General features: G+C 64.4%; 22 protein-coding genes. 16 read left to right on the top strand and 6 right to left on the bottom strand.

The window, feature by feature from the left end:
• The first annotated feature begins 209 nt into the window (after positions 1-209).
• Genes ACP15R_RS14110 through ACP15R_RS14100 form a run of 3 tightly spaced genes read left to right on the top strand, consistent with a single transcriptional unit; the run spans position 210 to position 2984 of the window.
• Complete coding sequence (locus tag ACP15R_RS14110) at positions 210-887, top strand: L-threonylcarbamoyladenylate synthase (RefSeq protein WP_424987067.1); 678 nt, start codon at positions 210-212, stop codon at positions 885-887.
• Positions 888-1592, top strand: a complete 705-nt coding sequence (locus ACP15R_RS14105) for a GntR family transcriptional regulator (RefSeq protein WP_424987066.1) — start codon at positions 888-890, stop codon at positions 1590-1592.
• Positions 1593-1619: 27 nt separating this feature from the next.
• Positions 1620-2984: an MmgE/PrpD family protein gene (locus ACP15R_RS14100; RefSeq protein ID WP_424987065.1), complete on the top strand. Its 1365-nt coding sequence runs from the start codon at positions 1620-1622 to the stop codon at positions 2982-2984.
• Positions 2985-3005: 21 nt separating this feature from the next.
• On the opposite strand, the gene ACP15R_RS14095 is transcribed toward ACP15R_RS14100, so the two are convergent.
• Positions 3006-4292, bottom strand: a complete 1287-nt coding sequence (locus ACP15R_RS14095; RefSeq protein ID WP_424987064.1) for an amidase — start codon at positions 4290-4292, stop codon at positions 3006-3008.
• A gap of 28 nt (positions 4293-4320) precedes the next feature.
• Positions 4321-5172, bottom strand: a complete 852-nt coding sequence (locus tag ACP15R_RS14090; RefSeq protein WP_424987063.1) for a VOC family protein — start codon at positions 5170-5172, stop codon at positions 4321-4323.
• Positions 5173-5433: 261 nt separating this feature from the next.
• Between ACP15R_RS14090 and dctP the strand changes: the two genes are divergently transcribed.
• From dctP to ACP15R_RS14065, 5 genes are all read left to right on the top strand, one after another.
• Positions 5434-6501 (top strand): TRAP transporter substrate-binding protein DctP, encoded by a 1068-nt coding sequence (dctP, locus tag ACP15R_RS14085; protein ID WP_424987062.1) that lies wholly within the window; start codon positions 5434-5436, stop codon positions 6499-6501.
• 66 nt (positions 6502-6567) lie between these two features.
• Positions 6568-7104 (top strand): TRAP transporter small permease subunit, encoded by a 537-nt coding sequence (locus ACP15R_RS14080; RefSeq protein WP_424987061.1) that lies wholly within the window; start codon positions 6568-6570, stop codon positions 7102-7104.
• An 18-nt stretch (positions 7105-7122) separates the two neighbouring features.
• On the top strand, positions 7123-8445 hold the full coding sequence (locus tag ACP15R_RS14075) for a TRAP transporter large permease (RefSeq protein ID WP_424987060.1): 1323 nt from the start codon (positions 7123-7125) through the stop codon (positions 8443-8445).
• Positions 8446-8464: 19 nt separating this feature from the next.
• Positions 8465-9412 (top strand): hydroxymethylglutaryl-CoA lyase, encoded by a 948-nt coding sequence (locus ACP15R_RS14070; protein ID WP_424987059.1) that lies wholly within the window; start codon positions 8465-8467, stop codon positions 9410-9412.
• 149 nt (positions 9413-9561) lie between these two features.
• Positions 9562-9744: a hypothetical protein gene (locus tag ACP15R_RS14065; protein ID WP_424987058.1), complete on the top strand. Its 183-nt coding sequence runs from the start codon at positions 9562-9564 to the stop codon at positions 9742-9744.
• A 33-nt stretch (positions 9745-9777) separates the two neighbouring features.
• Here the strand turns inward: ACP15R_RS14065 and ACP15R_RS14060 are convergent, their stop codons facing one another.
• Entirely contained in the window at positions 9778-10245 is a 468-nt protein-coding gene (locus ACP15R_RS14060) for an Lrp/AsnC family transcriptional regulator (RefSeq protein WP_424987057.1), read from the bottom strand.
• 229 nt (positions 10246-10474) lie between these two features.
• Between ACP15R_RS14060 and ACP15R_RS14055 the strand changes: the two genes are divergently transcribed.
• The 8 genes from ACP15R_RS14055 to ACP15R_RS14020 all read left to right on the top strand — a co-directional run bounded on the left by ACP15R_RS14055 (position 10475) and on the right by ACP15R_RS14020 (position 21000).
• Positions 10475-11398 (top strand): DMT family transporter, encoded by a 924-nt coding sequence (locus ACP15R_RS14055; RefSeq protein WP_424987056.1) that lies wholly within the window; start codon positions 10475-10477, stop codon positions 11396-11398.
• A gap of 1 nt (position 11399) precedes the next feature.
• Positions 11400-12572 (top strand): aromatic amino acid transaminase, encoded by a 1173-nt coding sequence (locus tag ACP15R_RS14050; protein WP_424987055.1) that lies wholly within the window; start codon positions 11400-11402, stop codon positions 12570-12572.
• Between the two features lie 105 nt (positions 12573-12677).
• Positions 12678-14987, top strand: coding sequence for a Tex family protein (locus ACP15R_RS14045; RefSeq protein ID WP_424987054.1), 2310 nt, complete (start codon positions 12678-12680; stop codon positions 14985-14987).
• Positions 14988-15172: 185 nt separating this feature from the next.
• Positions 15173-16189: a BMP family protein gene (locus ACP15R_RS14040; RefSeq protein ID WP_424987053.1), complete on the top strand. Its 1017-nt coding sequence runs from the start codon at positions 15173-15175 to the stop codon at positions 16187-16189.
• A gap of 6 nt (positions 16190-16195) precedes the next feature.
• Positions 16196-17737: an ABC transporter ATP-binding protein gene (locus ACP15R_RS14035; protein WP_424987052.1), complete on the top strand. Its 1542-nt coding sequence runs from the start codon at positions 16196-16198 to the stop codon at positions 17735-17737.
• On the top strand, positions 17727-18776 hold the full coding sequence (locus ACP15R_RS14030; protein ID WP_424987051.1) for an ABC transporter permease: 1050 nt from the start codon (positions 17727-17729) through the stop codon (positions 18774-18776). Before ACP15R_RS14035 ends, ACP15R_RS14030 begins: the two co-directional genes overlap by 11 nt.
• Before the next feature lie 2 nt (positions 18777-18778).
• Positions 18779-19723 carry an ABC transporter permease gene (locus ACP15R_RS14025; RefSeq protein WP_424987050.1) on the top strand — a complete coding sequence of 315 codons (945 nt, stop codon included), beginning with the start codon at positions 18779-18781 and terminating at the stop codon, positions 19721-19723.
• Positions 19723-21000: an amidohydrolase family protein gene (locus ACP15R_RS14020; protein WP_424987049.1), complete on the top strand. Its 1278-nt coding sequence runs from the start codon at positions 19723-19725 to the stop codon at positions 20998-21000. Before ACP15R_RS14025 ends, ACP15R_RS14020 begins: the two co-directional genes overlap by 1 nt.
• Here ACP15R_RS14020 and ACP15R_RS14015 read toward each other — a convergent pair.
• The 3 genes from ACP15R_RS14015 to ACP15R_RS14005 form a co-directional block, all read right to left on the bottom strand.
• Positions 20997-21974 (bottom strand): aldo/keto reductase, encoded by a 978-nt coding sequence (locus tag ACP15R_RS14015; protein ID WP_424987048.1) that lies wholly within the window; start codon positions 21972-21974, stop codon positions 20997-20999. The two genes, ACP15R_RS14020 and ACP15R_RS14015, sit on opposite strands and share 4 nt — an antisense overlap.
• 100 nt (positions 21975-22074) lie before the next feature.
• Positions 22075-22404: an L-rhamnose mutarotase gene (locus ACP15R_RS14010; protein ID WP_424987047.1), complete on the bottom strand. Its 330-nt coding sequence runs from the start codon at positions 22402-22404 to the stop codon at positions 22075-22077.
• Positions 22404-23516: a mandelate racemase/muconate lactonizing enzyme family protein gene (locus ACP15R_RS14005; protein WP_424987046.1), complete on the bottom strand. Its 1113-nt coding sequence runs from the start codon at positions 23514-23516 to the stop codon at positions 22404-22406. Before ACP15R_RS14005 ends, ACP15R_RS14010 begins: the two co-directional genes overlap by 1 nt.
• Between the last annotated feature and the right edge of the window lie 3 nt (positions 23517-23519).

The raw sequence follows: 23519 nt of genomic DNA, 5'->3' as shown, positions 1-23519 counted from the left end.
GGTCATGTCTGAAACACGGAATAAGGGCATACGCTCTCCAAAAACTTCGATTATCACCTGATATTTATAGCTATTTCCACCAATTCGGCGTATCAGACACCTGTTCACCCGCCATGCCAGAGCACAACCGACACCAAAAGATTGTATACAACCATGAAAGCGGTTAGGCTTTCTTCGAATCAGAAAATCCACGCATGAAAGGGGCCCAGATGACCACGCAGCAAGATGCACAAGCCGTGTTCCAGACCGTATCCGACGGCGGGGTCGCGGTATTCGGGGTCGATGTGGGCTATGCCATTGTCGGGCATTCCGAAGATGCCATCGGGCGCATTTTCTCGATCAAGCGGCGCAGCTTTGGCAAACCCTGCGGCTGCTTTGGCAATTGGGAGATGTTCGAACAGATCATCGACGCCGATGAGAGCGCGCGCAGGTTCGTGTCGGCAGTCATTCATGACAACGACCTGCCGCTGTCGATTGTCGGGCGGTACCGGCCCGAGCACCCGATCCTGGCCAACGCGCCGGCATTCACCCGCAAACACGCGACCAAGGGCGACACGATGGATCTGCTGATGAATGCCGGGCCGCGCCATGACGCGCTGGCCGATCTCGCGCTCGCGGCGGGCAGGGGGGTGTTCGGCTCATCCGCCAACATGTCGCTGGGCGGCAGCAAATACGCGTTCGACGCGGTCGAGGCAGAGCTGCGCACCGGCGCGGACCTGGCGCTGGATTGCGGGGCGACGCGCTATTCCCATCCCGGTGGGCTTGGCTCGACGATCATCGACCTTGACACCATGCGCCCGTTTCGGATTGGTATTGCTTTTGATCACATTCGACAGATCGCTGCGGATACCTGTGGAATCGAGATCCCGGACGAGGTGATTGCATAGATGAGCGGCAAGAAGGCAGGCGGCAAGACAACGGTGCGCAAGACCGCCTCGGAGCGGGCCTATCAATTTGCCAAAAGCGCCATCCTGTCGCTTGAATACCAGCCCGGAAGCCGACTCCCCGAAGAGTTGATCGCATCCGAACTCGGGGTCTCGCGCACCCCGGTGCGCGATGCGCTGCGGCGGCTGGAATCCGAGGGGCTGGTCGATTTCGCCCCCAATACCGGCGCGCGGGTTGCGTCCTGGGGCATGTCCGAACTGTCCGAGATGGCACAGATGCGCAGCCTGCTCGAAGGCTATGCCGCCACGCTGGCCGCCACAAAGATCAACGACGAACAGCTTGCCCGGCTGGAGCAGGCCACGGTCGAGATGGAGACCGCGGCCCAGCACCCCCAAACCCCGGATCTTGCCGCGATCAGCGAGGCCAACCTGCGGTTTCACAGCCTGATCGCCGAGGCCGCGAACAACACGCACCTGACCGCCGCCATCAAGCCGCTGTGGCATTTTCCGCTGGTGTTCCGCAAATTCGCCCTGTTCAAGCCCGAGCGACTTGAGCTGAGCGTGCGCCATCACCGCGAAATCATCGCCGCCCTCGCGGCGCGCGATCCCGACTGGGCCAGCGCCATCATGCGCGCGCATATCCACTCGGCCCAGTCCTTTGATCACCAGCTGGCGGTGATGGGCACCCAAGAGACCGGCGAAAGCTGATTGCACATTCCTGACAGGAGGACACCGATGGGAGAGCTGACCCGGAGTATTGCCGATTTCCTGTGCTCGATGCCCGACCGGCCGCTGCCCGACGGGGCTGCCGAGGTGGTGGGCATCGGGTTCTGCGACGCCATCGGCGTGATGATCGCGGGCTGCGGAGAGCCGGTGCATATCGCCGCCCTGACCGCCATGCGCGCCCGCCAGAGCCGTCCCGAGTCCCGCATCGCCCTTGGCCCGGAGCGCTGCATCGCGCCGGATGCGGCGATGGTCGGGGCGGTGGCGGCCCATGCGCTGGATTATGATGACTATGCCTATTCCAACCACGTAAGCGCGATCCTCGTGCCGGCGATCCTGGCCGAGGCCGAGCATCTGGGCGCGGATGGCGACGCGATGCTGCGCGCCTATGTTGCGGGTTACGAGGTCTGGCGCACCCTGATGAAGCGTGAACCCGATGATTTCTATGAACGCGGCTGGCACCCCACGGCGGTGCTTGGCGGCTTTGGCGTGGTGGCCGCGATGTCGGTGCTGCACCGGCTGACCCGCGACCAGATCGTCAATGCGCTCGGGCTGGCCGTGGCGCATGGCGGCGGGGTCATGGGCAATTTCGGCTCGATGGCCAAGCCGTTCCAGGGCGGCCATGCGGCGCAGGGCGGCATGTCGTCGGTGCGGCTTGCGCTGGCGGGGATGGATGCGGGGCCGGACGCGCTGGACGGGGCCAACGGGTTCCTGCGGGCCCTGTCGCCGCATCAGCGCATCGACACCGCCACCCCCGCCGATATGCTGGGGCACGACTGGGGCATCATTGACGAGCGCCTGAATATCAAACGCTATCCCACGGTCGGATCGTCGCAACGCAGCGCCGATTGCGCCACGCGGCTGCATCATGACCACGCGCCCGATATCGACGCCATCGAACGGGTCTGCGCGCATATCAGCGAGAAACATATCCGCGTGATGCCGATCCATGCTCCGCGCACCGCGCTCGAGGCCAAGTTCAGCCTTGAATTCGTGGTCGCCGCCGGGCTGATTTCGGGCGAGGTCGGCTTTGACCAGCTGACCGACGCCTATGTACAGCGCCCCGATGTGCAGCGCCTGATCGCCAGGGTCGAGCCGGTGGTCGGACCCGACGATGACCCGGAATTCTTGGCGGGCGCGCGCGCCGACATCATCCACCTGCACATGCGCGACGGTTCGGTCCTCTCAAGCCCCGAGGTTACGCGCTGGCGCGGCCATGCGCGCAACCCCATGACAACCGGCGAGCTGAAGGCCAAGTTCATGGATTGCAGCGCCCGGCGCATCGGCGAAACCGAGGCCAGCGCCCTGTTCGACAGGCTGCAAAATATCCGCGGCCTGCGCACGGTCGCGGACCTGCCGGTGATTGCCCCGGCCTGACATTCAGGCGGGGCGCGCGGCTCAGCCCTGAACGATCACCGGCGATATCGCCTCGGCCACCGCCAGCAGCTCGGCATCATGCAGGCGGGGCGCGACGATCTGCACGCCGACGGGCATGTCATTGTCACCCCGCGCGCTCGGGATGGTGATGCAGGGGCCATGCATGGCGGTCCACATCCGGTTGAAAATCGCCTCTCCGGTTGACAGCAACCCCTCGGGTGCCTCGCCGATCACCGACGGGGTCAGCCAGGCGTCAAAACCGGCAAACGCCGCGTCAAACGCCAGGGTGGCCCGCGCGATCAGGTTCTCGGCCTCGCGCACATCGGCGCGGCTGCGGCCCTTGGCATTCTCCACCTCGTCACGGAATTTCGGGTTCAGATCGTCATACCGGCCCAGATATTCGGCCCGGTAGGCTCCGCGCCCCTCCCAATGCATGATGACATCCTGCGCATCGGTGAGGTTGGCGAACACCTCGGGGCTGTCGACATCGGCCACCTGCGCCCCCGCCCGGGTCAGGTGCCGCGCCGCTTCCTCGAGCGCCGCAAGGGTTTCCGCACCGGCCCGGTCCCAATGCGGCCCGCGAAACAACCCGATCTTCAATGCCCCCGGCGCGGGTGGTGCCACGCGCGCATCCACCACCCCCATCGCGCCGGCCGCCAGCGACAGGTCCTGGGCCGAACGGCCAAAGATCCCGATGGTGTCGAGCGATTGCGCATAGACCTTGATGCCCTCGGTCGAGATCAGCCCATAGCTGGGCTTGATCGCATAGGCCCCGCAAAAGGACGCGGGCCGGATCACCGACCCGCCGGTCTGGGTGCCAAGGGCAAGGGGCACATGGCGATCCCCCACCGCCGCGCCCGATCCGCTCGACGAACCGCCCGGCGTGCGCCGGGTGTCATGGGGGTTGCCAGTGGCGGCGGTGCGGCCCAGCGAAGCAAACTCGACCGTATCCACCTTGCCCATGATGACCGCCCCGGAACTGCGCAGCACCGAAACACAGGCCGCATCCCGCGCCGGACGAAACCCGGCATAAAGCGGCGAGTTGTATTGCGTCGGCATGTCGCCGGTATCGATCATGTCCTTGATCGCCACCGGCACGCCATGCAGCGGCCCGCTGGCCGGGCGGGCATCGCAGGCACGCGCCTGGGCAATGGCCAGCGCCGGATCGAGGAACGCCCAGGCCCGCACCGCCGGTTCGCGCGCCGCGATATGGTCGAGACAGGATCGCACAAGGCGCTCGCTGCTCAGGGTGCCGTCGGCGATCTGCCGGGCCGCCTCGGCGGCGGTGAGTTCGAATGGGTCGCTCATCCTGTTGCTCCTTGGCTGGGTGCGGGCATCATGCCCGGACGAATTCGATGATGGCTCCGCCGGTTTCGGCAGGGTCGAGCCACAGGCGCCCGGCCTCTCTCCGTGCCGGGATGCCGGAAGCGGCAAAATAGGCGGCGGTTGCCTCCAAATCGTCGCTGGCAACCGTGAACCCGGCAAACCACGGCGACCCGGGCAGGGCAACGCCGGGATAGCGCGCGGCCATCTCTTCGGGTCCAAGCGCCAGCAACCGGGCATTGGCAAAGCTGCCGGCCCATCCTCCGGGCATCTCGGCGGCGCGCGCGCGGGAAACCCCGGCAAACCGCCCCGCCGTCCGCGCCGGATCGTCCGACAGCAAGGTTATCGCCCTGAGATCGCGCGCGCCATTGGGATGGGTGTTCAGCGCCGCATTGAACACGAGCCCGGCATCCAGATGCTGAACCATGCACAGGAACGCGTCGGGAAACTCGGCCTCGGGAATCCGGAACCACTTGAACCGGGCGGTTCCGCTGGCGTCGGGATAGGCCACGTGCCGCGCGGCGCGGGCGACATCGGGGGCAAGGCTTCCGGCACGGGCCAGCGCCTGTTGGTCGGCCTCGGCATCGGCGCTGCGCATCACGATGATATGCAGCCCCCAATAGCGCGAGACCGCCCGCTCAAGGTGATGGCCCGCGATTTCGCCCTCGACCGCGGTGAGTTCGACATAGGTATCCCCGAATATCAGGTGACTGTTGGACTGGCCCATCGGGGTCGTCCCGCCCTGGGCATCCACCGACAGCAGTTCACAGCGCGGCGCCACGCGAAAGCCAAGCCGCGCATAGGTCGCCTCAAGCGCGGCCAGATGCGGCCCGACGAGTCCGATATGATCCAGGGATAAGCTCACGACAACACTCCGTTTTGCGACTGGTTGTATACGATATTGAGACAGAAAATGCCTGCCACTTCTGCCAATCCTGCCCGTGACACCCAATGTTTGCAATAAATTTGTTCACTTTTGCGCGGAAACCCGTCTTTTCGGTGAGTTTGTCTTGACGGATAAATTGTATACTGTGATGTTGAAGGTGGAAATCCGGCTTCGGGCACCATCCGCCCGAATGACAACAGCGCAAAGCAGCCGGAAAACAACATTGCATAGGGAGCGATCATGACACGTATTGGGGAAAGGATACTGGCCGCCTGCAGCGCTGCGGCCCTGTTGTTCGGATCGGCACAGGCCGCCGAATATGAATGGAAAATGGCGACCATCGCGCCAGAGAACAGCTTTGTCTTCGACATCTTCGTCAAGGGCTTTACCGACCGGGTGCGCGACTATTCCGGTGGCCGGATCGAGATCACGCCCTATGGCGCGGGAATTCTCGCGCATCCGTTCAAGGTGTATGACGCGGTGCAGGAAGGCACCGTCGATATCGGCTGGAGCAGCGCCGGTTTCCTGGTGAACGCGGATCCCACCAACGCGATGTTTTCCGGCTTTCCCGGCGGCATGGGGCCCGAGCCGTTCATGCATTGGTACTATAATGGCGGCGGCCAGCAGATGTATGAACAGCTCCGCCGCGACGACATGGGACTGCAGGGGTTCTACTCGGGGCAGGGCACAACCGAGATCTTTGCCCATTCCCACAAACCCGTCCGCACCGCCGAGGATTTGAAGGGTTACAAGCACCGCACCTCGGGCGCATGGGCCGCCATTCTCAAGGACAGCTTCGGCGGCGCGCCCACCGTGACCGAGTTCGGCGAGATCTATGGCATGTTGCAGCGCAAGGCGATCGACGGCGTGGAATATGCCGGTCCGGGCGGCAACCTTGCCCTGGGCTATCACGAGGTGGCCAAGTACATCATCCTGCCCGGCGTGCACCAGCCCGGCACGATGACCGAGATCTTCATGGACGCCGACACGTTCGACGCGCTGCCGCAGGATTTGCAGCACATCATGAAGGAAGCGGCCAAGATGACCGTGATGAACACCTACCTGGCGCTTGGCAACCAGGACCAGGAGGCGATGGAGGTCTATCGCGGCGGCAAGAACGAGATCGTGATGATGGAACCCGCGCTGGTCGATCAGATCAAGTCCGCCGGTCGCGGCTGGATCGCGGCAAATGCCGAGACCCGCGCCGCCGGGGGCGATGCCCGGATGAGCGATATCTGGGAATCCTACCGGGCCTACCAGGACAATTGGGCCAGGAACGCGTTCACCCGCACCTGGGACATGGAATGACGCAGACCCGCGCGCCCCGGAACCGGGGCGCGACCAACCGCCGCGCGACCGCAAAGGAATGACGTGATGCTGAACAAGGCGGCCGCATTGGCCGATACCCTGTCGCTCTGGGTCGGCCGGATCGGCATGGCTTTGATCCTGGTGCTGGTCTTTGTGGTGTTCTACGAGGTGCTCGCCCGCTACGTCCTGGGTGCGCCGACCGAATGGGCCTATGACCTGACCTACATGACCAACGGCACCATCTACCTGCTGGGGGCGGGGCTGGCCCTGTCCAAGAACCTGCATGTGCGCATCGACTTCCTGTCGGCGCGGATGCCCCGGCGGGTGCAGCACGGGGTGAACCTGGCCTTCAACCTGCTGTTGCTGCTGCCCTTGCTGATCATCCTGTCCCGGCAATCGGTGCGCAATACATACAAGGCCCTTCTCACCGGCGAGCTTGACCCGGTCAGCCCCTGGGCACCGGTGATCTGGCCCTTCTATCTCGGGATCGCGCTCGGGCTGTGCTGCCTGTTGCTGCAATTATTCGCCGAAACGCTGCGCCACGGGGTCGGCATTGCCGATCCGACCGCGGTGCGCGGGCCGGATGAAACCGAAGAACACTGAAACCAAAGGACAAATGCAATGAGCGGTGGCATTCTCGCGGCCCTGATGTTTCCGGCGCTGTTTGCGCTGATCTTCCTGGGAATCCCGGTTTCCTTCAGCCTGGCAGGTGTGGCCTTTGTTTTTGGGCTGAGCGTGTTCGGCGACGTGATCGGGCCGGTCTTCTATGATCGCATCCTCGGGGTATCCACCTCTTCGACGATGGCGGCGGTGCCGCTGTTCATCCTGATGGGTTCGGTGCTGGAACGGTCGGCCATCGCCGAACGGCTGTTCCGGGTGATGCAGCTGTGGTTCGGCTTCCTGCCCGGCGGGCTTGGCGTGGCGGCGATCACCATGAGCGCGGTCTTTGCCGCCGCCACCGGCATCATCGGCGCGGTCGAAGCGGTCATCGGCATGATGGCGATACCCGCGATGATGAAGCTGAACTATGACAAGGGGCTGATCGCCGGGACAATCTGTGCCGGCGGCTCGCTGGGAACGATCATTCCGCCCTCGATCGTGGTGATCATCTATGCCTCGCTGGCCGAGCTTTCGATCGGCAAGCTGTTTGCTGGAATCATGATCCCCGGCGGGCTGATGGTGGCGCTGTTCATCCTCTATATCGCCGGCCGCGCCTGGCTGCGGCCCGGCGACGGGCCGCCGGCACCGCCCGAGGTCTATAACATCCCGCTGGCCGAAAAGCTGAAGCTGACGGCACAGGGCCTGTTGCCCGCGCTGCTGCTGGTGCTGGCGGTGCTTGGCGCGATCCTTGGCGGCATCGCCTCGCCAACGGAATCCGCCTCGGTCGGTGCGGTGGGGGCGATCCTGCTGACGATCTTTTACCGCGAATTCAATCTCAGGGTGCTGCGCGAAAGCTTGGCCAAGACCCTGACCGTCACCGCCATGGTGATGATGATCGTCGTCGGGGGCACGATGTTTTCGAGCGTGTTTCTGGTGATCGGCGGCGGCACGCTGATCTCCGATACGGTGGCGGCGCTCGATCTTGGCACTGGCGGCATGATCCTGCTGTTCCTGTTCATCGTGTTCCTGCTGGGCTTTGTGCTCGACTGGATCACCGTGGTGCTGATCTGCCTGCCGATCTTTCTGCCGCTGCTGCGCAGTGCCGGTGTCGACCAGATCTGGTTCGCGGTGATGATGACCGTGGTGATCCAGACCGCCTATCTGACGCCGCCGATGGCCCCGGCGGTGTTCTACCTGCGCACCGTGGCGCCGCCCGAGATCACCTATCGGGACATGTATTGGGGCGTTGCGCCCTTTGTGGTGATCGAGTTCATCGTGCTGGCCATCGTCGCGCTGTTCCCGGCGACGGCGACCTATCTGCCCTCGGTGCTGGTCGGCTTTTGATGAAACCGGAGAACATGCGATGAGCGTCACCGAGATCTATCCCGCCGACCGGGTCATGCTGCGCGAGGTCGGCCTGCGCGACGGGTTGCAAATGGTGCGCACCCACCCCTCGACCCGCGCCAAGATCAACTGGCTTGCCCGCGAGGCCGCCGCCGGGATGCCGTGCTTTGAAACCGGCTCCTTCCTGCCCGCCCATAGTTTCCCGCAATTCGCCGATGTCCAAGAGATCGTTGACGCGGCGCACCGGGCGGGGGTGCATGGTGTCGGTCTCGTGCTCAACGAACGCGGGGCCGAAACCGGCATTCGCAGCGGCGTGGCCGAACTGGCCTGCGTGGTCTCGGCCACCGAGACCCACAGCCAGGCCAATGTGCGCCGCACCGTGGCCGATTCCATCGCCGTGGTCGCCCATGCCTGCGCCCTGCGCGATGCCTCGCCCCACAAGCCGCTGGTCTCGGCCACCATCGGGATGAGCCTTGGGTGTTCGATGACCGGCCCGGTGCCGCTGTCGTCGGTGCTGTCGATTGCCGAACGGCTGTTCGAGGCCGGAATCGACGTTCTGAACCTTGCGGACACGGTTGGTTATGCCGGCCCCGCGCAGGTGTCCGGGATGGTGCGCGCGGTGCGCAATCTGGGTGCCGGCCGCCCCCTTGCGGTGCATCTGCACGACACGCGCGGGCTGGGCCTTGCCAATGCGGCGGCGGCACTTGACCAAGGCGTGTGCATTCTGGATGCCTCGCTCGGCGGGCTGGGCGGTTGTCCCTTTGCCCCCAGGGCCACCGGAAACATCGTGATGGAGGACCTGGTGTTTCTCTGCGAGAAGATGGGGTTTGCCACCGGCATCGATCTTGCGGCGCTCTGCGCCGTGCGCGACATCCTGAAACAGGAAATGCCCGACGAGCCGCTCTATGGCGGATTTGCCCGCTCGGGCGCGCCACTGGGCTTTGCACCAACACCCCTGCCGGGGTGACTGGCGCGGTTTGATGCGCATTGGAAACAGAAATTTCCCGCAAAGCGTGAATATCCGCGCCGTTTGCTGTATGGTCGGAGCACCGCAGAATCTCCCGGACGGGTCCGGGGGGTCGGTATGTTCAATTTCGACAGAAAGGGAAACCCGACATGCAAGCGATCAAGACAGCCGAATATGCCCGCGCGCTGTACCAGGCGCATGGTGATGCCGCCGAGGCGGAAGCCGCCCGCAAGGCGCGGGAATGCGATGACGCCGGCAAACCGCGCGAGGCGCAGGACTGGACCGCCGTGCGCCGCTCGATCCGCCAGTTGCGGGGCGCCAACCAGAGCTGACCACCCAGCCCGGCACCCGTGCAGGCGCGCGGATCAGAATTCCGGGAACACCGCGGTTTCCTTGACGGTGTTGTAGCAGATGCTTGAGTCGATCGACGCGATACCGCCGATCGCGTGCAGTTGGTTGCGGATGAAATCGTCATATCCATCCAGGTCCCTGACCACGACCTGCAACAGGTAATCCTGCCCGCCGGTCAACAGGTAGCAGCCGAGAATTTCGTCTATCCGTTTGACGCGGCGCTCGAACCGGTCGACGTTTTCCCTGGTATGGCTGTCCAGCCGCACCGAGATGAAGGCGAGCAGCGACAGGCCGTATTTCTTCTGATCGATATTGGCGCTGTAGCCACGGATGACCCCCGACTCCTCAAGAATGCGCAGCCGCCGCAGACAGGGGGAGGGCGACAGGTTCACCGCCTCGGCGAGATCGCTGTTGGTGACGCGCCCGTCCCGTTGCAGCGCGCGGATGATCTGCCGGTCCTTGGCGTCCAGCCCTGTTGCCATGTCCTGCTCCTCATGCCCGACGCAGCGCGCCCCGCCATTCGCGCCCGGCGACTCGGGATCTGCCACCGCGCCATGCAACATTGGCATAAATCACCCACTTTTCCTATACCATTGGCATATTTCGCCAGAATTCCCCATAATATGTCGTGCATTCGCTACAAAATGCCAATCCATAGGGCATAAGCACAGCATAGGGAGGAACGACACTCGTTCTCGGGGAACTCATCAAATGGGACTTGCATATGCCTCGGCGCACAAGCCGCTGCACACCCGTCGCCAGCGGCTTGGCTATCTGGCGGCCACCGTCACTGTCCTGATCTGGGCGGGGTTTGCGCTTTCGATCCGGGGAATCGGCCAGTCGCCGCTGCTGCCGGCGGATGTGGCGCTGCTGCGGTTCGGCGTGCCGGCGTTGCTCTTGCTGCCGTTCCTGCCGTCGCGGCTCGGGCAGCTCAGACGGCTCAACTCAACCGCCGCGGCCTTCATCCTGATCGGTGCCGGGCTGCCGTTCTTCTTCCTCGCCACGCTGGGCGGGCTGCGCAGCTCTTCTGCCCATGTGGGCGCGCTGATCGCGGGGACGGTGCCGGTGTCGGTGGCGGTACTGGGGCTGCTCCTGCTTGGACATCGCATCGGAAAGCGCACCCTCCCGGCGCTGGCGATGATCGTGCTGGGTGTGGTGGCGCTGACATGGGCCGCGCCTGCGGGCGACCGCGGCAACCTGCAACAGGGAGTGCTGCTCCTGCTATGTGCCAGCCTGCTCTGGGCGGTTTACACGCTTGGCCTGCGTACCGCCGCGCTGGACCCGATCGCCTGTGCGCTGCTGTTGTCGATCCCGTCCTTCCTGGTGCTGGCGCTGCTTTGTGCCACCGGCCTGATGCAGACCACGCTGCTGGCGCAACCCCTGCAGGAAATCGCGCCCTTTGCGGTGATCCAGGGGCTGGGCGTCGGGGTGATCGCCAGCCTGGCCTATGCCTTTGCGATCCAGAGCATCGGTGCACAGCAGACCGCGATTTTCGGCTCGTTGGCACCGGCGCTGACCACGGCCCTGGCGGTGCCACTCTTTGGCGAGACCATCACCCCGACCCTGGGGCTGGGCGTATCCGCGATCACCTGCGGCGTTCTGCTGAACGCCATGATGACCCCGAAAGGACGCTGAGATGCTCGCGAACCTGCCAGCGGCAACCGCCGATCCGCTTTTTGGCCTCGTTTCGCGGTTCCACGCCGATCCGCGCCCCGACAAGATCGATATGGTGATCGGCGTCTATCGCGACGAAACGGGACAGACACCGGTGCTGCCCTCGGTCCAGCGGGCCGAGCAGGAAATGGCACAGGCCGCCACCACCAAAACCTATCGCACACCACGGGGCAACGATGACTTCAACGCGCATATGGCCGAGCTGCTGCTGGGGCAGGGGGCCGAGCTGAACCGTCAGGCGACCATCCAGACCGTGGGCGGGACCGGGGCCTTGCGCCTGCTGGCCGAGCTGATCAGCGTGGCCAACCCGTCGGCCACCGTCTGGTCCACCACGCCGGGCTATGTGAACCACGAACCCCTGATGCGCGCCGCCGGGTTGAATTTCGCCACCTATCGCTGGACGATGGTGGCGGGCGCGCTGGACATGCAGGCGGTGTTTGATGATCTCGCCGCCGCGCAGCAAGGTGACGTGGTGATCATCCATGGCTGCTGCCACAACCCGACGGGGATCGACCTGCCGCTGGCGGCGTGGCAAGAGCTATCCGAGTTCTGCCTGCGGCGGGGGATCGTGCCACTGATCGACATGGCATATCAGGGCTTTGGTCGCGGGCTTGGGCAAGACGCCGAGGGGCTGCGCATGATGGCCCGGGCGCATCCCGACCTGCTGGTCGCGGCGAGCTGTTCCAAGAACATGAGCCTCTATCGTGAACGCACGGGGGCCGCCATGGTGCTCGCCGAAACATCCGGGGATCTGGCCAAAGCCCGCAACTGCCTGGAGCACAAGGCGCGGGCCAGCTATTCGATGCCGCCGGAACATGGCGCGGCCATTGCGGCGCGGTTGCTGGCCGCGCCGGAACCGTGGATCGCCGAGGTCGACCGGATGCGCGACCGGGTCCGCAACCTGCGCCAATCGCTATGTGACGGGTTTGCCAGCAAGGGTTTGCCCCCCGGGTTTCAGAACATGCGCAACCAGTTGGGGATGTTCTCGCTGTTGCCGCTGTCGGCGGCACAGATGGAGCGGCTGCGCGCCGAATTCGGCGTCTACGGGCTGGACAACGGACGGATCAATATCGCCGGGCTACAGGATCGCCATGTCGCCTATCTTGCCGAGGCGGTCGCGGCGGTTGTGACCTGACACCGGGGCGCGCGGCGCTCTACAGCTGTGGATAACTGCATGCCGGGGCTGGCGCGATCCGGGGGCGCGGTTTATGTCTTTGGTCCCGCCATACAGGAGCCTCTCTTGGACCAGACCGCCGATCGGATCGCCCGCACAATCGCAACCGAAATCGCCGCCAGCCCGCGACAGGTGGCCGCCGCCACGGCCTTGCTGGATGAAGGTGCGACGGTGCCGTTCATCGCCCGTTACCGCAAGGAAGTGACTGGCGGGCTGGATGACAGCCAGTTGCGCAGCCTGAACGAACGGCTGGATTACCTGCGCGAGATGGAGGCCCGGCGCGCGACCATCCTTGATACCATTCGCGGGCAGGGCAAACTGACCGACGAGCTGGCGCGCAAGATCGCGCAGGCCGACAGCAAGGCAACCCTCGAAGACATTTACCTGCCGTACAAACCCAAGCGCCGCACCAAGGCGATGATCGCCCGCGAAAACGGGCTGTACCCACTGTTGCGCGCCATCATGGACCAACGCAACGCCAGGCCCGAGGATCTGGCGCAGGGCTATCTGGGCGACAAGGTCGAAACGGTCAAGGCCGCGCTGGACGGCGCGCGGGATATCCTGGCCGAAGAGCTGGCCGAGAATGCCGACCTGCTGGGGCGGCTGCGGGAATTCATGCAGGCCGAGGCGCTGGTCATCGCCCGTGTGCAGGCCGGCAAGGAAACCGAAGGGGCCAAGTTCTCGGACTATTTCGATCACAGCGAGAAATGGGCGGACATCCCCGCACACCGGGCGCTGGCGATCCTGCGCGCGTCCAAAGAGGGCATCCTGACGCTGACGATCGAGCCGGAACCCGAAACCGGGGCCGTGCGCGCGGCGGGCATCGTGGCCCGGGCCATTGGCATTCCGGGCACCGGGGCAGGCGATGAATGGCTGCGGACGGCGGCGGGCTGGACATGGCGCGTCAAGCTCAGCCTGACGATGTTCCTGGACCTGCTGGGCGATCTGCGCCGCCGCGCCCATGACGAGGCGATCCGGGTGTTTTCGCGCAATCTCAAGGACTTGCTGCTTGCGGCACCCGCCGGGGCCAAGACCACGCTGGGGCTTGATCCGGGCATTCGCACCGGGGTCAAGGCGGCGGTGGTCGATGCCACCGGCAAGCTGTTGCAGACCGCAACGCTCTATCCCTTTCCGCCGAAACGCGATCTGCGTGGCTCCGAGGAACAGCTGCTGCACATGATCCGCAGTCATAATGTCGAGCTGATCGCCATCGGCAACGGCACCGCCAGCCGCGAGACCGAAAAATTCGTCGGCGATACGCTCAGGATGCTGCCGTCGGGGCCAAAGCCCACGCGCGTGGTGGTGTCCGAGGCGGGGGCGTCGGTCTATTCCGCGTCGGAACTGGCCTCGCGCGAATTTCCCGAGCTTGACGTGTCGCTGCGCGGCGCGGTGTCGATTGCCCGCCGCTTGCAGGATCCGCTGGCCGAACTGGTCAAGATCGCCCCCGAGAGCATCGGCGTCGGCCAGTACCAGCATGATGTCGACCAACGCCAGCTGGGTCGCGCGCTCGAAGCGGTGGTCGAGGATGCGGTGAACGCCGTGGGGGTTGATCTCAACACCGCCTCCGCGCCGCTGCTGGCGCATGTGGCCGGGTTGGGGCCGCGGCTGGCCCAGGCGATTGTCGCATATCGCGACGAACTGGGGGCGTTTCCCTCGCGCAAGGCGCTTTTGAAAGTGCCGGGTGTCGGGCCGAAAGCCTTTGAGCAGAGCGCCGGGTTCCTGCGCATTCGCGACAGCGAGGAACCGCTGGATGCCTCGTCGGTCCACCCCGAAGCCTATGACGTGGCGCGCCGGATCGTCAAAGCCTGTGGCCGCGATATCCGGCAGATCATGGGACAAGAACAGATCCTTGGCGCGCTGCGTCCCGAAGAGTTTGTCGATGCCAGCTTTGGCCTGCCCACGGTGCAGGATATCATTGCCGAGCTGCAGAAGCCCGGCCGCGACCCGCGCCCCACCTTCAAGACCGCCAGCTTTGCCGAAGGAGTCGAGGCGATCTCGGACCTGAAGCCCGGCATGTCGCTGGAGGGGACGGTCACCAATGTCGCCGCCTTTGGCGCGTTTGTCGATGTCGGCGTGCATCAGGACGGGCTGGTGCATGTGAGCCAGCTGGCCGACCGGTTCGTCAAGGACCCGCATGAGGTGGTCAAGGCCGGCGACGTGGTGCGCGTGCGGGTGACCGAGGTGGACGTAGCGCGCAAACGTATCGGGCTGAGCATGCGCAAACAGGGCGGAGGAACGGGCAAGCCGCAAGCCCCGCGCGATGCCAAGCCGGCAAAGCGCCAGGGCGGCGCGCGCGCGCCAAAGGGCAAACCCGCAACCAACAGCAACCCCGGCGCGCTTGGATCGGCCTTGCTGGACGCGATGAAAAAACGCTGATCCGGCCGATCGCAAGGGAATCGCCCCCTTGCGATCACACCCCGCAACCGCGCTCCGGACTCTGCCGCAAACATGGGCGTCTTTTTCACCCGGCGGCAAATGCGGTTCCGGCTGGCCATTCATTTCTTGACCAATTGGCAAAATTTGATGCTTCATGCACAAATCCAACACCGGGGGTACAGGTAATGAAAAAATCAACACATGTTTCGCGGCGACATTTCCTCGCAACAACCGCTGTCGCATCGCTGATGGCGGGCACGGTCGGGGCGACCCGCGGCTTTGCCGCCGAGCCGATCAAGACGGCGGGCGTCTACACGGTTCCGATCGAACAGCAATGGGTCAGCCGCATCCACAAGGCGGCGCTGACCGCGCAGGAACGTGGCGACATTGCCTATGAATTCTCGGAAAATGTCAGCAATACCGACTATGCCCGCGTGCTGCGGGAATATGCCGAGGCCGGCAACACGCTGATCATCGGCGAGGTTTTCGGGGCCGAACAAGAGGCCCGCGAAGTCGCCGCCGATTACCCGGACGTGGCGTTCCTGATGGGGTCGAGCTTCAAGGAAGACCCGTCATTGCCGAATTTCGCAGTCTTTGACAACTACATCCAGGACGGCTCGTATCTATCTGGAATCATTGCGGGTTCCATGACAAAATCGGGCAATATCGGCATGGTTGGCGGATTCCCGATCCCCGAGGTCAACCGGCTGATGCATGCGTTCATGGCGGGCGCGGCCGAGGTCAATCCCGACATCAAGTTCCAGGTCAGCTTTATCGGCAGCTGGTTCGACCCGCCCAAGGCCAAGGAAACCGCTTTTGCCATGATCGAGAACGGCGCCGATGTGCTCTATGCCGAGCGGTTCGGTGTTTCGGACGCAGCCAAGGAAAAGGGCATTCTGGCCATCGGCAACGTGATCGACACCCAGGGGGATTACCCCGATACCGTGGTTGCCTCGGCGCTCTGGCATTTCGAACCGACACTGGACACAGCCATCGCCCGGGTGCAGGCGGGCAGCTTTGCCGCCGCGGATTATGGCATCTATTCCTTCATGAACCAGGGCGGAACGTCGCTTGCGCCATTGGGTACGTTCGAGGGCAAGGTTCCGCAGGCGGCGCTGGATCTCGTGGGCAAGCGCGAGGCCGAGATCAAGTCGGGGGCCTTTACGGTCGAGATCAACGACGACGAACCGAAATCCTCCTGATCCGCCATGACGCAAGGCACCGCCGAGGCCCTGCGCCTCAGCAACATTACCAAGCGCTTTGGCGAACTGACCGCGAATGACGCGGTCAGTTTCTCGGTGGGCGCGGGCGAGGTTGTCGCCCTGCTCGGGGAAAACGGGGCGGGCAAGACCACGCTGATGAACATCCTGTTCGGGCAATACACGCCCGACAGCGGGTCGGTCGAGGTGTTTGGCCAGCCCCTGCCACCCGGCAATTCCCGTGCGGCGCTGGATGCGGGCGTCGGCATGGTGCACCAGCATTTCACCCTGGCCGACAACATGACGGTACAGGAAAACATCACGTTGGGGGTACGTCCGCTGCTGGGTCTCGGGCTTGACCGCGCGGCGGCGCGCAGGCGGATCGTGGACCTGTCAGAGCGGTTTCAGCTTGCCGTATCGCCCGAGGCGCGGGTCGGTGGCCTGAGCGTGGGCGAGCGGCAACGGGTCGAGATCCTCAAGGCGCTCTATCGCGATGTGCGCGTCCTGATCCTCGATGAACCCACCGCCGTGCTGACCCCGCAAGAGACCGATGACCTGTTTGCGACGCTGAAACAGGCCATCGCCAACGGGCTGTCGGTGATCTTCATTTCGCACAAGCTACACGAGGTCATGGCGATTGCCGACCGCGTGGTTGTGCTGCGCCACGGCAAGGTGGTTGGCGGCGCGCGCACCGCCGAGACCGACACCCGCGCGCTGGCGGCGATGATGATGGGCACCCAGACGGAACCGCCCGAAATCGCGCCGGGCAGGGCGGGCGCGGCCCGGTTTGAACTGCGTGGGGTTTCGACCCCCGGGATCGGCAATGCGCCGGGGTTGAAATCCGTCGACCTGACCCTGCGCGCGGGGCAGATCTGTGGCCTTGCCGGCGTGTCGGGCAACGGGCAGGCGGCGCTGGCCGACCTGGTCGGGGGCATGCAAGCGGCGGCACGGGGCGAAGTCATTCTGGATGGCGAACCCCTGCGCGGCTGGTCGCCCCGGCAGGCGGTGCATCGCGGCATCGCCCGCATCCCGGAAGACCGCCACAAAACCGGAACGATCGCCGATTTCGACCTGACCGAGAACGCGATACTGGAACGCTATGACGGTGCCCCATTCAGCCGCCGGGGCTGGCTCGACTGGCACCGCGCGCGCCGTTTTGCCGGCGAGATCATCGACAAGTTCGACGTGCGATGCCCGGGGCCCGAAACCCGCATTCGCCTGTTGTCGGGGGGCAATATGCAAAAGCTCATCCTGGGGCGCGTGCTCGAGGCCCAACCCCGGATCATCCTTGCCAACCAGCCGGTGCGCGGCCTTGACATCGGCGCGGTGAATTACGTGCATGGCCAGCTGCTCGACGCGCGGGATCGCGGCGCGGCGGTGTTGCTGATATCCGAGGATCTCGACGAGATCATGGCCCTGTCCGACGTCATCCACGTGATTGCCGATGGCCGGCTGTCCCCGGCATTCGGGCGCGGCGAAATGACCCCCGCCGAACTGGGAATCTGGATGGCGGGCGAAGGGTTTGCAGCGCGAGGGCAACATGCGACTTGAACCGATCCAGAACCCCGGCCTCGCACGCAGGGCGGTGCCGATTGCCCTGGCGCTGGCGGCCACCATCGCCATCGCTTCGCTGCTGGCCAGCATCGCCGGGGCCAACCCGTTCTCGGTGCTGGGCCTGATCCTGAAAGGCGCGTTCGGGTCGAAATTCGCGATTGTCGAAACTTTCAACCGGGCCACGCCGCTGATTTTCACCGGGCTGGCCGCCGCCGTCGCGTTTCGCGCGAAATTCTGGAATATCGGGGCCGAGGCCCAGCTCTATGCCGGGGCGCTGATGACGGTGGCGCTTGGAACCGGGCTGCTGGCCTGGTCCTCATTTGCGTTGCTGCCGCTGCTGGCCCTTGCCGCGATCCTTGCGGGGGCGTTGCTGCTGCTGGTGCCCGCGGTGCTGAAGACCCGGTTTGGGGTGGACGAAGTGGTGACCACGCTGCTCTTCAACTTCATTTTCCTGCTGTTCATATCCATGCTGCTGGAAGGTCCGCTCAAGGATCCGATGGGCATGGGCTGGCCGAAATCCGCGCGGGTTCTGGCCGAGGCGCGACTGCCGCGCATCGTAGAAGGGCTGCGGGTGCATTGGGGCTTTGCCCTGGCCCTCATCGCGGCCCTGTCGGTCTGGCTCATCCAGACGCGCAGCACGCTGGGGTTTGAAATGCGGGCGGTGGGCCTGAACAGGGACGCGGCGGCCTTTGCCGGCATTCCGGTCAACCGGGTACTGGTCAAGACCGCGCTGCTCTCTGGCGGGCTGGCGGCACTGGGCGGGTTTTCCGAGGTCGCGGGGCTCAAGGGCAGCCTGACGCTCGATCTGTCGCCGGGCTATGGCTATACCGGGATCATCGTCGCGATGCTGGCAATGTTGAACCCGCTCGGTGTGATCGTTGCCGCGCTGTTCGTGGCCGGGGTCTTTGTCGGTGCCGACAGCATGAGCCGCGCCGCCGATGTGCCGACCTACCTGGCCGATATCATGCTGGCCACGGCGCTGTTGCTGGTGGTTCTGGCCATCATGCTGACCCGGTTTCGCGTGGTGAGGGACTAGCCATGGACATCATCGAAATCCTGTTCACCGCCAGTTTCTGGGCCGCGGCGATCCGCATAGCCACGCCGCTGATCTTTGCGACATTGGGCGAATTGATCTGCGAACGCGCCGGGGTTCTGAACCTCGGGATCGAGGGGATCATGGTTGCCGGGGCCTTTGCCGGGTGGATGGCGGTCTATTCCGGCACCGGCCTGTGGGTCGGGGTGGGCGTGGCGATGGGGGTCGGCATGGTGTTCGGCCTTGTCCACGCGGTGCTGACCGTGCCCTTTGGGCTGTCGCAGCACGTGGTGGGGCTGGGTGTCACGTTGCTGGCAACCTCATCGACCTACTATGCCTATCGGCTTGCCTTGCCCCAAGTGACCAACCCGCCCAAGATCGCCGCGTTTCAGCCCTATGAAATCCCGCTCCTGTCCGACATACCACTGCTTGGCCCGGCGCTGTTCGCGCAAACGCCCTTTACCTATCTGGCCTTTGCGCTGGTGGCGGTGGTGGCGATGGTGCTCTATCGCACCCCGGTCGGGCTGGCGGTACGGGCGGTGGGCGAAAACCCGTCCGCCGTGGCCGCACAGGGCCTGTCGGTCACCGCGATCCGCATGGGCGCGGTGATTGTCGGCAGCGGCTTCATGGCGATGGGCGGCGCGTTCCTGACGATGTCGGCCTTTGACAGTTTCTTTTTCGAAATGGTGAATGGCCGGGGCTGGATCTGTATCGCGCTTGTCGTGTTCGGCTCGTGGCGTCCGGGCAAGGCACTGCTTGGGGCAATCCTGTTTGCCGCCTTTGACGCCCTGCAAATCCGGGTTCAGCAAACCAGCTTCGGAGCGGCATTTCCCTATCAGATCTTCCTGATGATGCCCTATTTTCTATCCATTCTCGCGCTGGTGGCGATGTCGCGCCGGGCCGAGGTTCCGGCGGCGCTTATGGTGCCGTTCAACAAGGGGGAACGCTGATGTTCGATCTGATTGTCCGGGGCGGAACGCTGGCCGATGGGCGGGTTTGCGATATTGGCATACGCGGCGACCGGATTGCCGCGATCGGGAACCTTGGCGATGCCACCGCCGGTCAGGAGATCGACGCCACCGGCGATCTGGTCAGCCCGCCCTTTGTCGACCCGCATTTCCACATGGACGCGACCCTGTCCTATGGGCTGCCTCGTATCAATGCGTCGGGCACGCTGCTCGAAGGGATCGGACTCTGGGGCGAGCTCAAACAGGTGATGAGCCAGGACGACGTGATCGCCCGCGCCCTGCAATATTGCGACTGGGCGGCGAGCATGGGGCTGCTCGCCATCCGCAGCCACGTGGACACCTGCGACGACCGGCTCTTGGGGGTCGAGGCGCTGCTGCATGTGCGCGCGCAGGTAAAGGACTACATCGACCTGCAGCTGGTCGCCTTCCCGCAGGACGGCTTTTATCGCGACCCCACCGCGCGCGCCAATACCATCCGCGCGCTGGACATGGGCGTGGATGTGGTCGGGGGCATTCCGCATTTTGAACGCACCATGGCGGATGGTGCGGCCTCGGTCACGGAACTCTGCGAGATCGCGGCCGCGCGCGGGCTGATGGTGGATATGCATTGCGACGAAACCGACGACCCCCTGTCGCGCCATATCGAAACCCTGGCCTATGAAACCCGGCGGCTGAACCTTCAGGGGCGGGTGGCCGGATCGCACCTGACCTCGATGCATTCGATGGACAATTACTATGTGTCCAAGCTGTTGCCCCTGATCGCCGAAGCCGAAATCAACGCCATTCCCAACCCGCTCATCAACATCGTGCTGCAAGGCCGCCATGACAGCTTTCCCAAACGGCGCGGGCTGACGCGGGTCAGGGAAATGCTGGCGATAGGGATCAATGTCGGCTGGGGGCAGGATTGCGTACTGGACCCGTGGTATTCGCTGGGCACCGCCGACATGCTGGACGTGGCCTTCATGGGCCTGCATGTCGCGCAGATGACTAGCCCCCAAGACATGCGCACCTGTTATGACATGGTTACAGTGAACAACGCCCGCACGCTTGGACTGGCGGATTACGGCCTGCATGTGGGGGCCAGGGCATCGCTGGTCGTGCTGGATGCCGGCGATCCGGTTGAGGCGCTCAGGCTGCGGGCCAGCCGGCTGTTCGTGATCGCCAACGGCAAGGTGATCGCCAAGACGCCGCGCGCCGATGCCGCGCTGGCGATACCCGCGCGCCCCGCATCGGTGCGCAGGCGACACAAGGTGGGCTAGAGCGGTTCGCGGGCAAATATCCGGTCAAACTCCTCGGGCATCTCGGCTTGCAACGCCGCGAGATTTCGCTCAAGCGAGGCGGCCCGCGCCGTGCCCAACAGGACCGACGCGGCCAGAGGGTGGCGCACCGCGAAATGCAGCGCCGCCGTGGCGAGCGGCACACCCATTGCCTGAGCTTTGGAGTGCAAGTCCTTGACCCTCCGCATTATATCCGGACCGGCCTCCTGATAATCATAGGTCGCACCGTCCACCGGCCCGGTGGCGAGGATGCCCGAATTGAACACCCCTCCGAGCACGAGGCTGGTGCCCTGCGCACGGCACATGGCGGTCAGCTCTTCTTCGGCGCTGCGATCCAGAAGCGTCAGACGCCCGGCGAGCAGGATCACGTCGATGGCACCGTGCCGCATCACGTCCAGGCAAACCCCGTTCTCGTTCACACCCAGCCCAAAGGCCCGGATCCGTCCCCGCTCCCTGAGACGCACAAGCCGTTCGTATCCCGACCCCAGAAACGCCTCCATATGGGCGGCATTGTCCGGCCCGTGGGTATAGGTGCCGATGTCATGCACATAGAGGATGTCGATATGGGAGGTTTGCAAGAGATCGAGGCTATGCTCCAGCGACGCCTCAAGACCATCGCCGGAATAGTCGTATCGCACCGCGTTGGGCAGCGGATCGACAAAGCCATCCGCCGCGTGCAAGGGCGCGCCGGGCGACAGGACCCGGCCCGCCTTGGTCGACAGGACATAGGCTTCGCGCGGGTATTGCGACAGGAACCGGCCCAGCCGCTGCTCGGATCGGCCCCGTCCGTAATGTGGCGCCGTATCAAAATACCGGATGCCCGCATCCCACGCCCGATGCAGCACCGCACGCGCTTGGTCATCGCTTACCGCGCGATAGAGATTGCCGATACTTGCACAGCCAAAAGACAGCGCACTCACCTGTACATCGGTCCCGCCGATCCGGTTCAATTGCATCCTGTCGCCCTCCGTTTCCCGCCGCGTCCCTGCTTCATTAGTCAAATTAATTAATTGGTATATATTGTTGATTTTATATCATAATTCTGCAACTACGCCTTTAGTCAACATGGAACACCTCCTGCATCATCGCCCATTGCTCGCCCTCTGCACGGCTGACCAAGGGCGATTGACAGGGATCCGTATGTGTCCACCAGTCGCGCGTTACTGGATCGGCCGCCATGCGCGCCATGTCAGCGGCAAAATCGGTCCCATGATACTCCCAATATCCGAAGAGCAAGTTCTCCGGTTCGCGCAGGAAAATCGAATAGTTGCGAATGTTGCTCTGCGCGATCTGCGCCAGAACATCGGGCCAGACAGCGGCGTGCAGGCGCTTGTACTCCGCGATCATCTCGGGCTTGATCCCGATCACCATCCCCATACGTTGCATCAACTTCCCTCCGTAACAATCTCGGAAAACAAGGATTTTTCCGAAATCCCCGCACTATCCCAATGGATGCCCAGACCCGGCGCGTTCGACGGCACGGCATAGCCATCCTCGATCCGCATCGGTTCGGTGGTGATGCTTTCAAGCTGCGGGATGTATTCGAGCCATTTGGCATTCGGCACCGCGCAGACCAGCGACAGGTGCAGTTCCATCAGGAAATGCGGGCACACCATGACGTTGAATGCCTCGGCCATATGCGCCACCTTGAGCCAGGGCGTGATGCCACCGATCCGCGCCACATCGACCTGCACGATCGAGGCCGCGCCCGATTGCAGATAATCCTTGAACTGGCTGACCGAATAGAGGCTCTCGCCAACGGCGATGGGCACCGTGCAGTGGCGCGACAGCTCCACATGCGCGCCCACGTCATCGCCGGGCAATGGCTCTTCGAACCAGCCGACGCCATGCTCTTGCAACAGCTGCGCTCGGCGGATGGCCTCGGACAGGGTGAACCCCTGGTTGGCGTCGGTCATGATTTCATAACCATCCCCAACCGCCGCCCGCACCGCCGCGAGCCGGGCGGCATCCTCGCTGATATGGTCGCAGCCGATCTTGATCTTGGAACCGCGAAAACCGCGCGCCTGCATCTCGACCGCGTCATCGACCAGCGCCGCCGTCTCGAGATGCAGCCAGCCGCCCTCGGTGGTGTAAAGCGGCACATGCGCGCGCGACCCGCCCGCCGCCTTCCACAGGGGCAGCCCCGCCTTGCGGCACCGCATGTCCCACAGCGCCGTATCGATTGCCGCAAGCGCCAGCGAGGTGATCGCGCCAACCGCGGTGGCATGGGTCATGAACAACAGGTCGCGCCAGATGCCTTCGATCCGGTCCGGATCCCGCCCGATCAGCGCCGGGGCCAAGCTGTGTCGCAACAGCGCCATCACCGACGGGCCGCCCGTGCCGATGGTATAGCTATAGCCGCGACCCACCGCGCCATCGCTGTCATAAATGGTGACAAAGGGGGTTTCCTGGCTGACAAAGGACTGGATCGCATCGACCCGTTTGACCTTGGGGATCAGGTCGACCATTTGCAGCTCTACGCGGGTGATTGTGGCCATGGC

Source organism: Microbulbifer sp. S227A (genome assembly GCF_049800935.1).
Note: the sequence above shows the minus strand (reverse complement) of the source record. Positions and strands in the feature narration are given on the sequence as shown.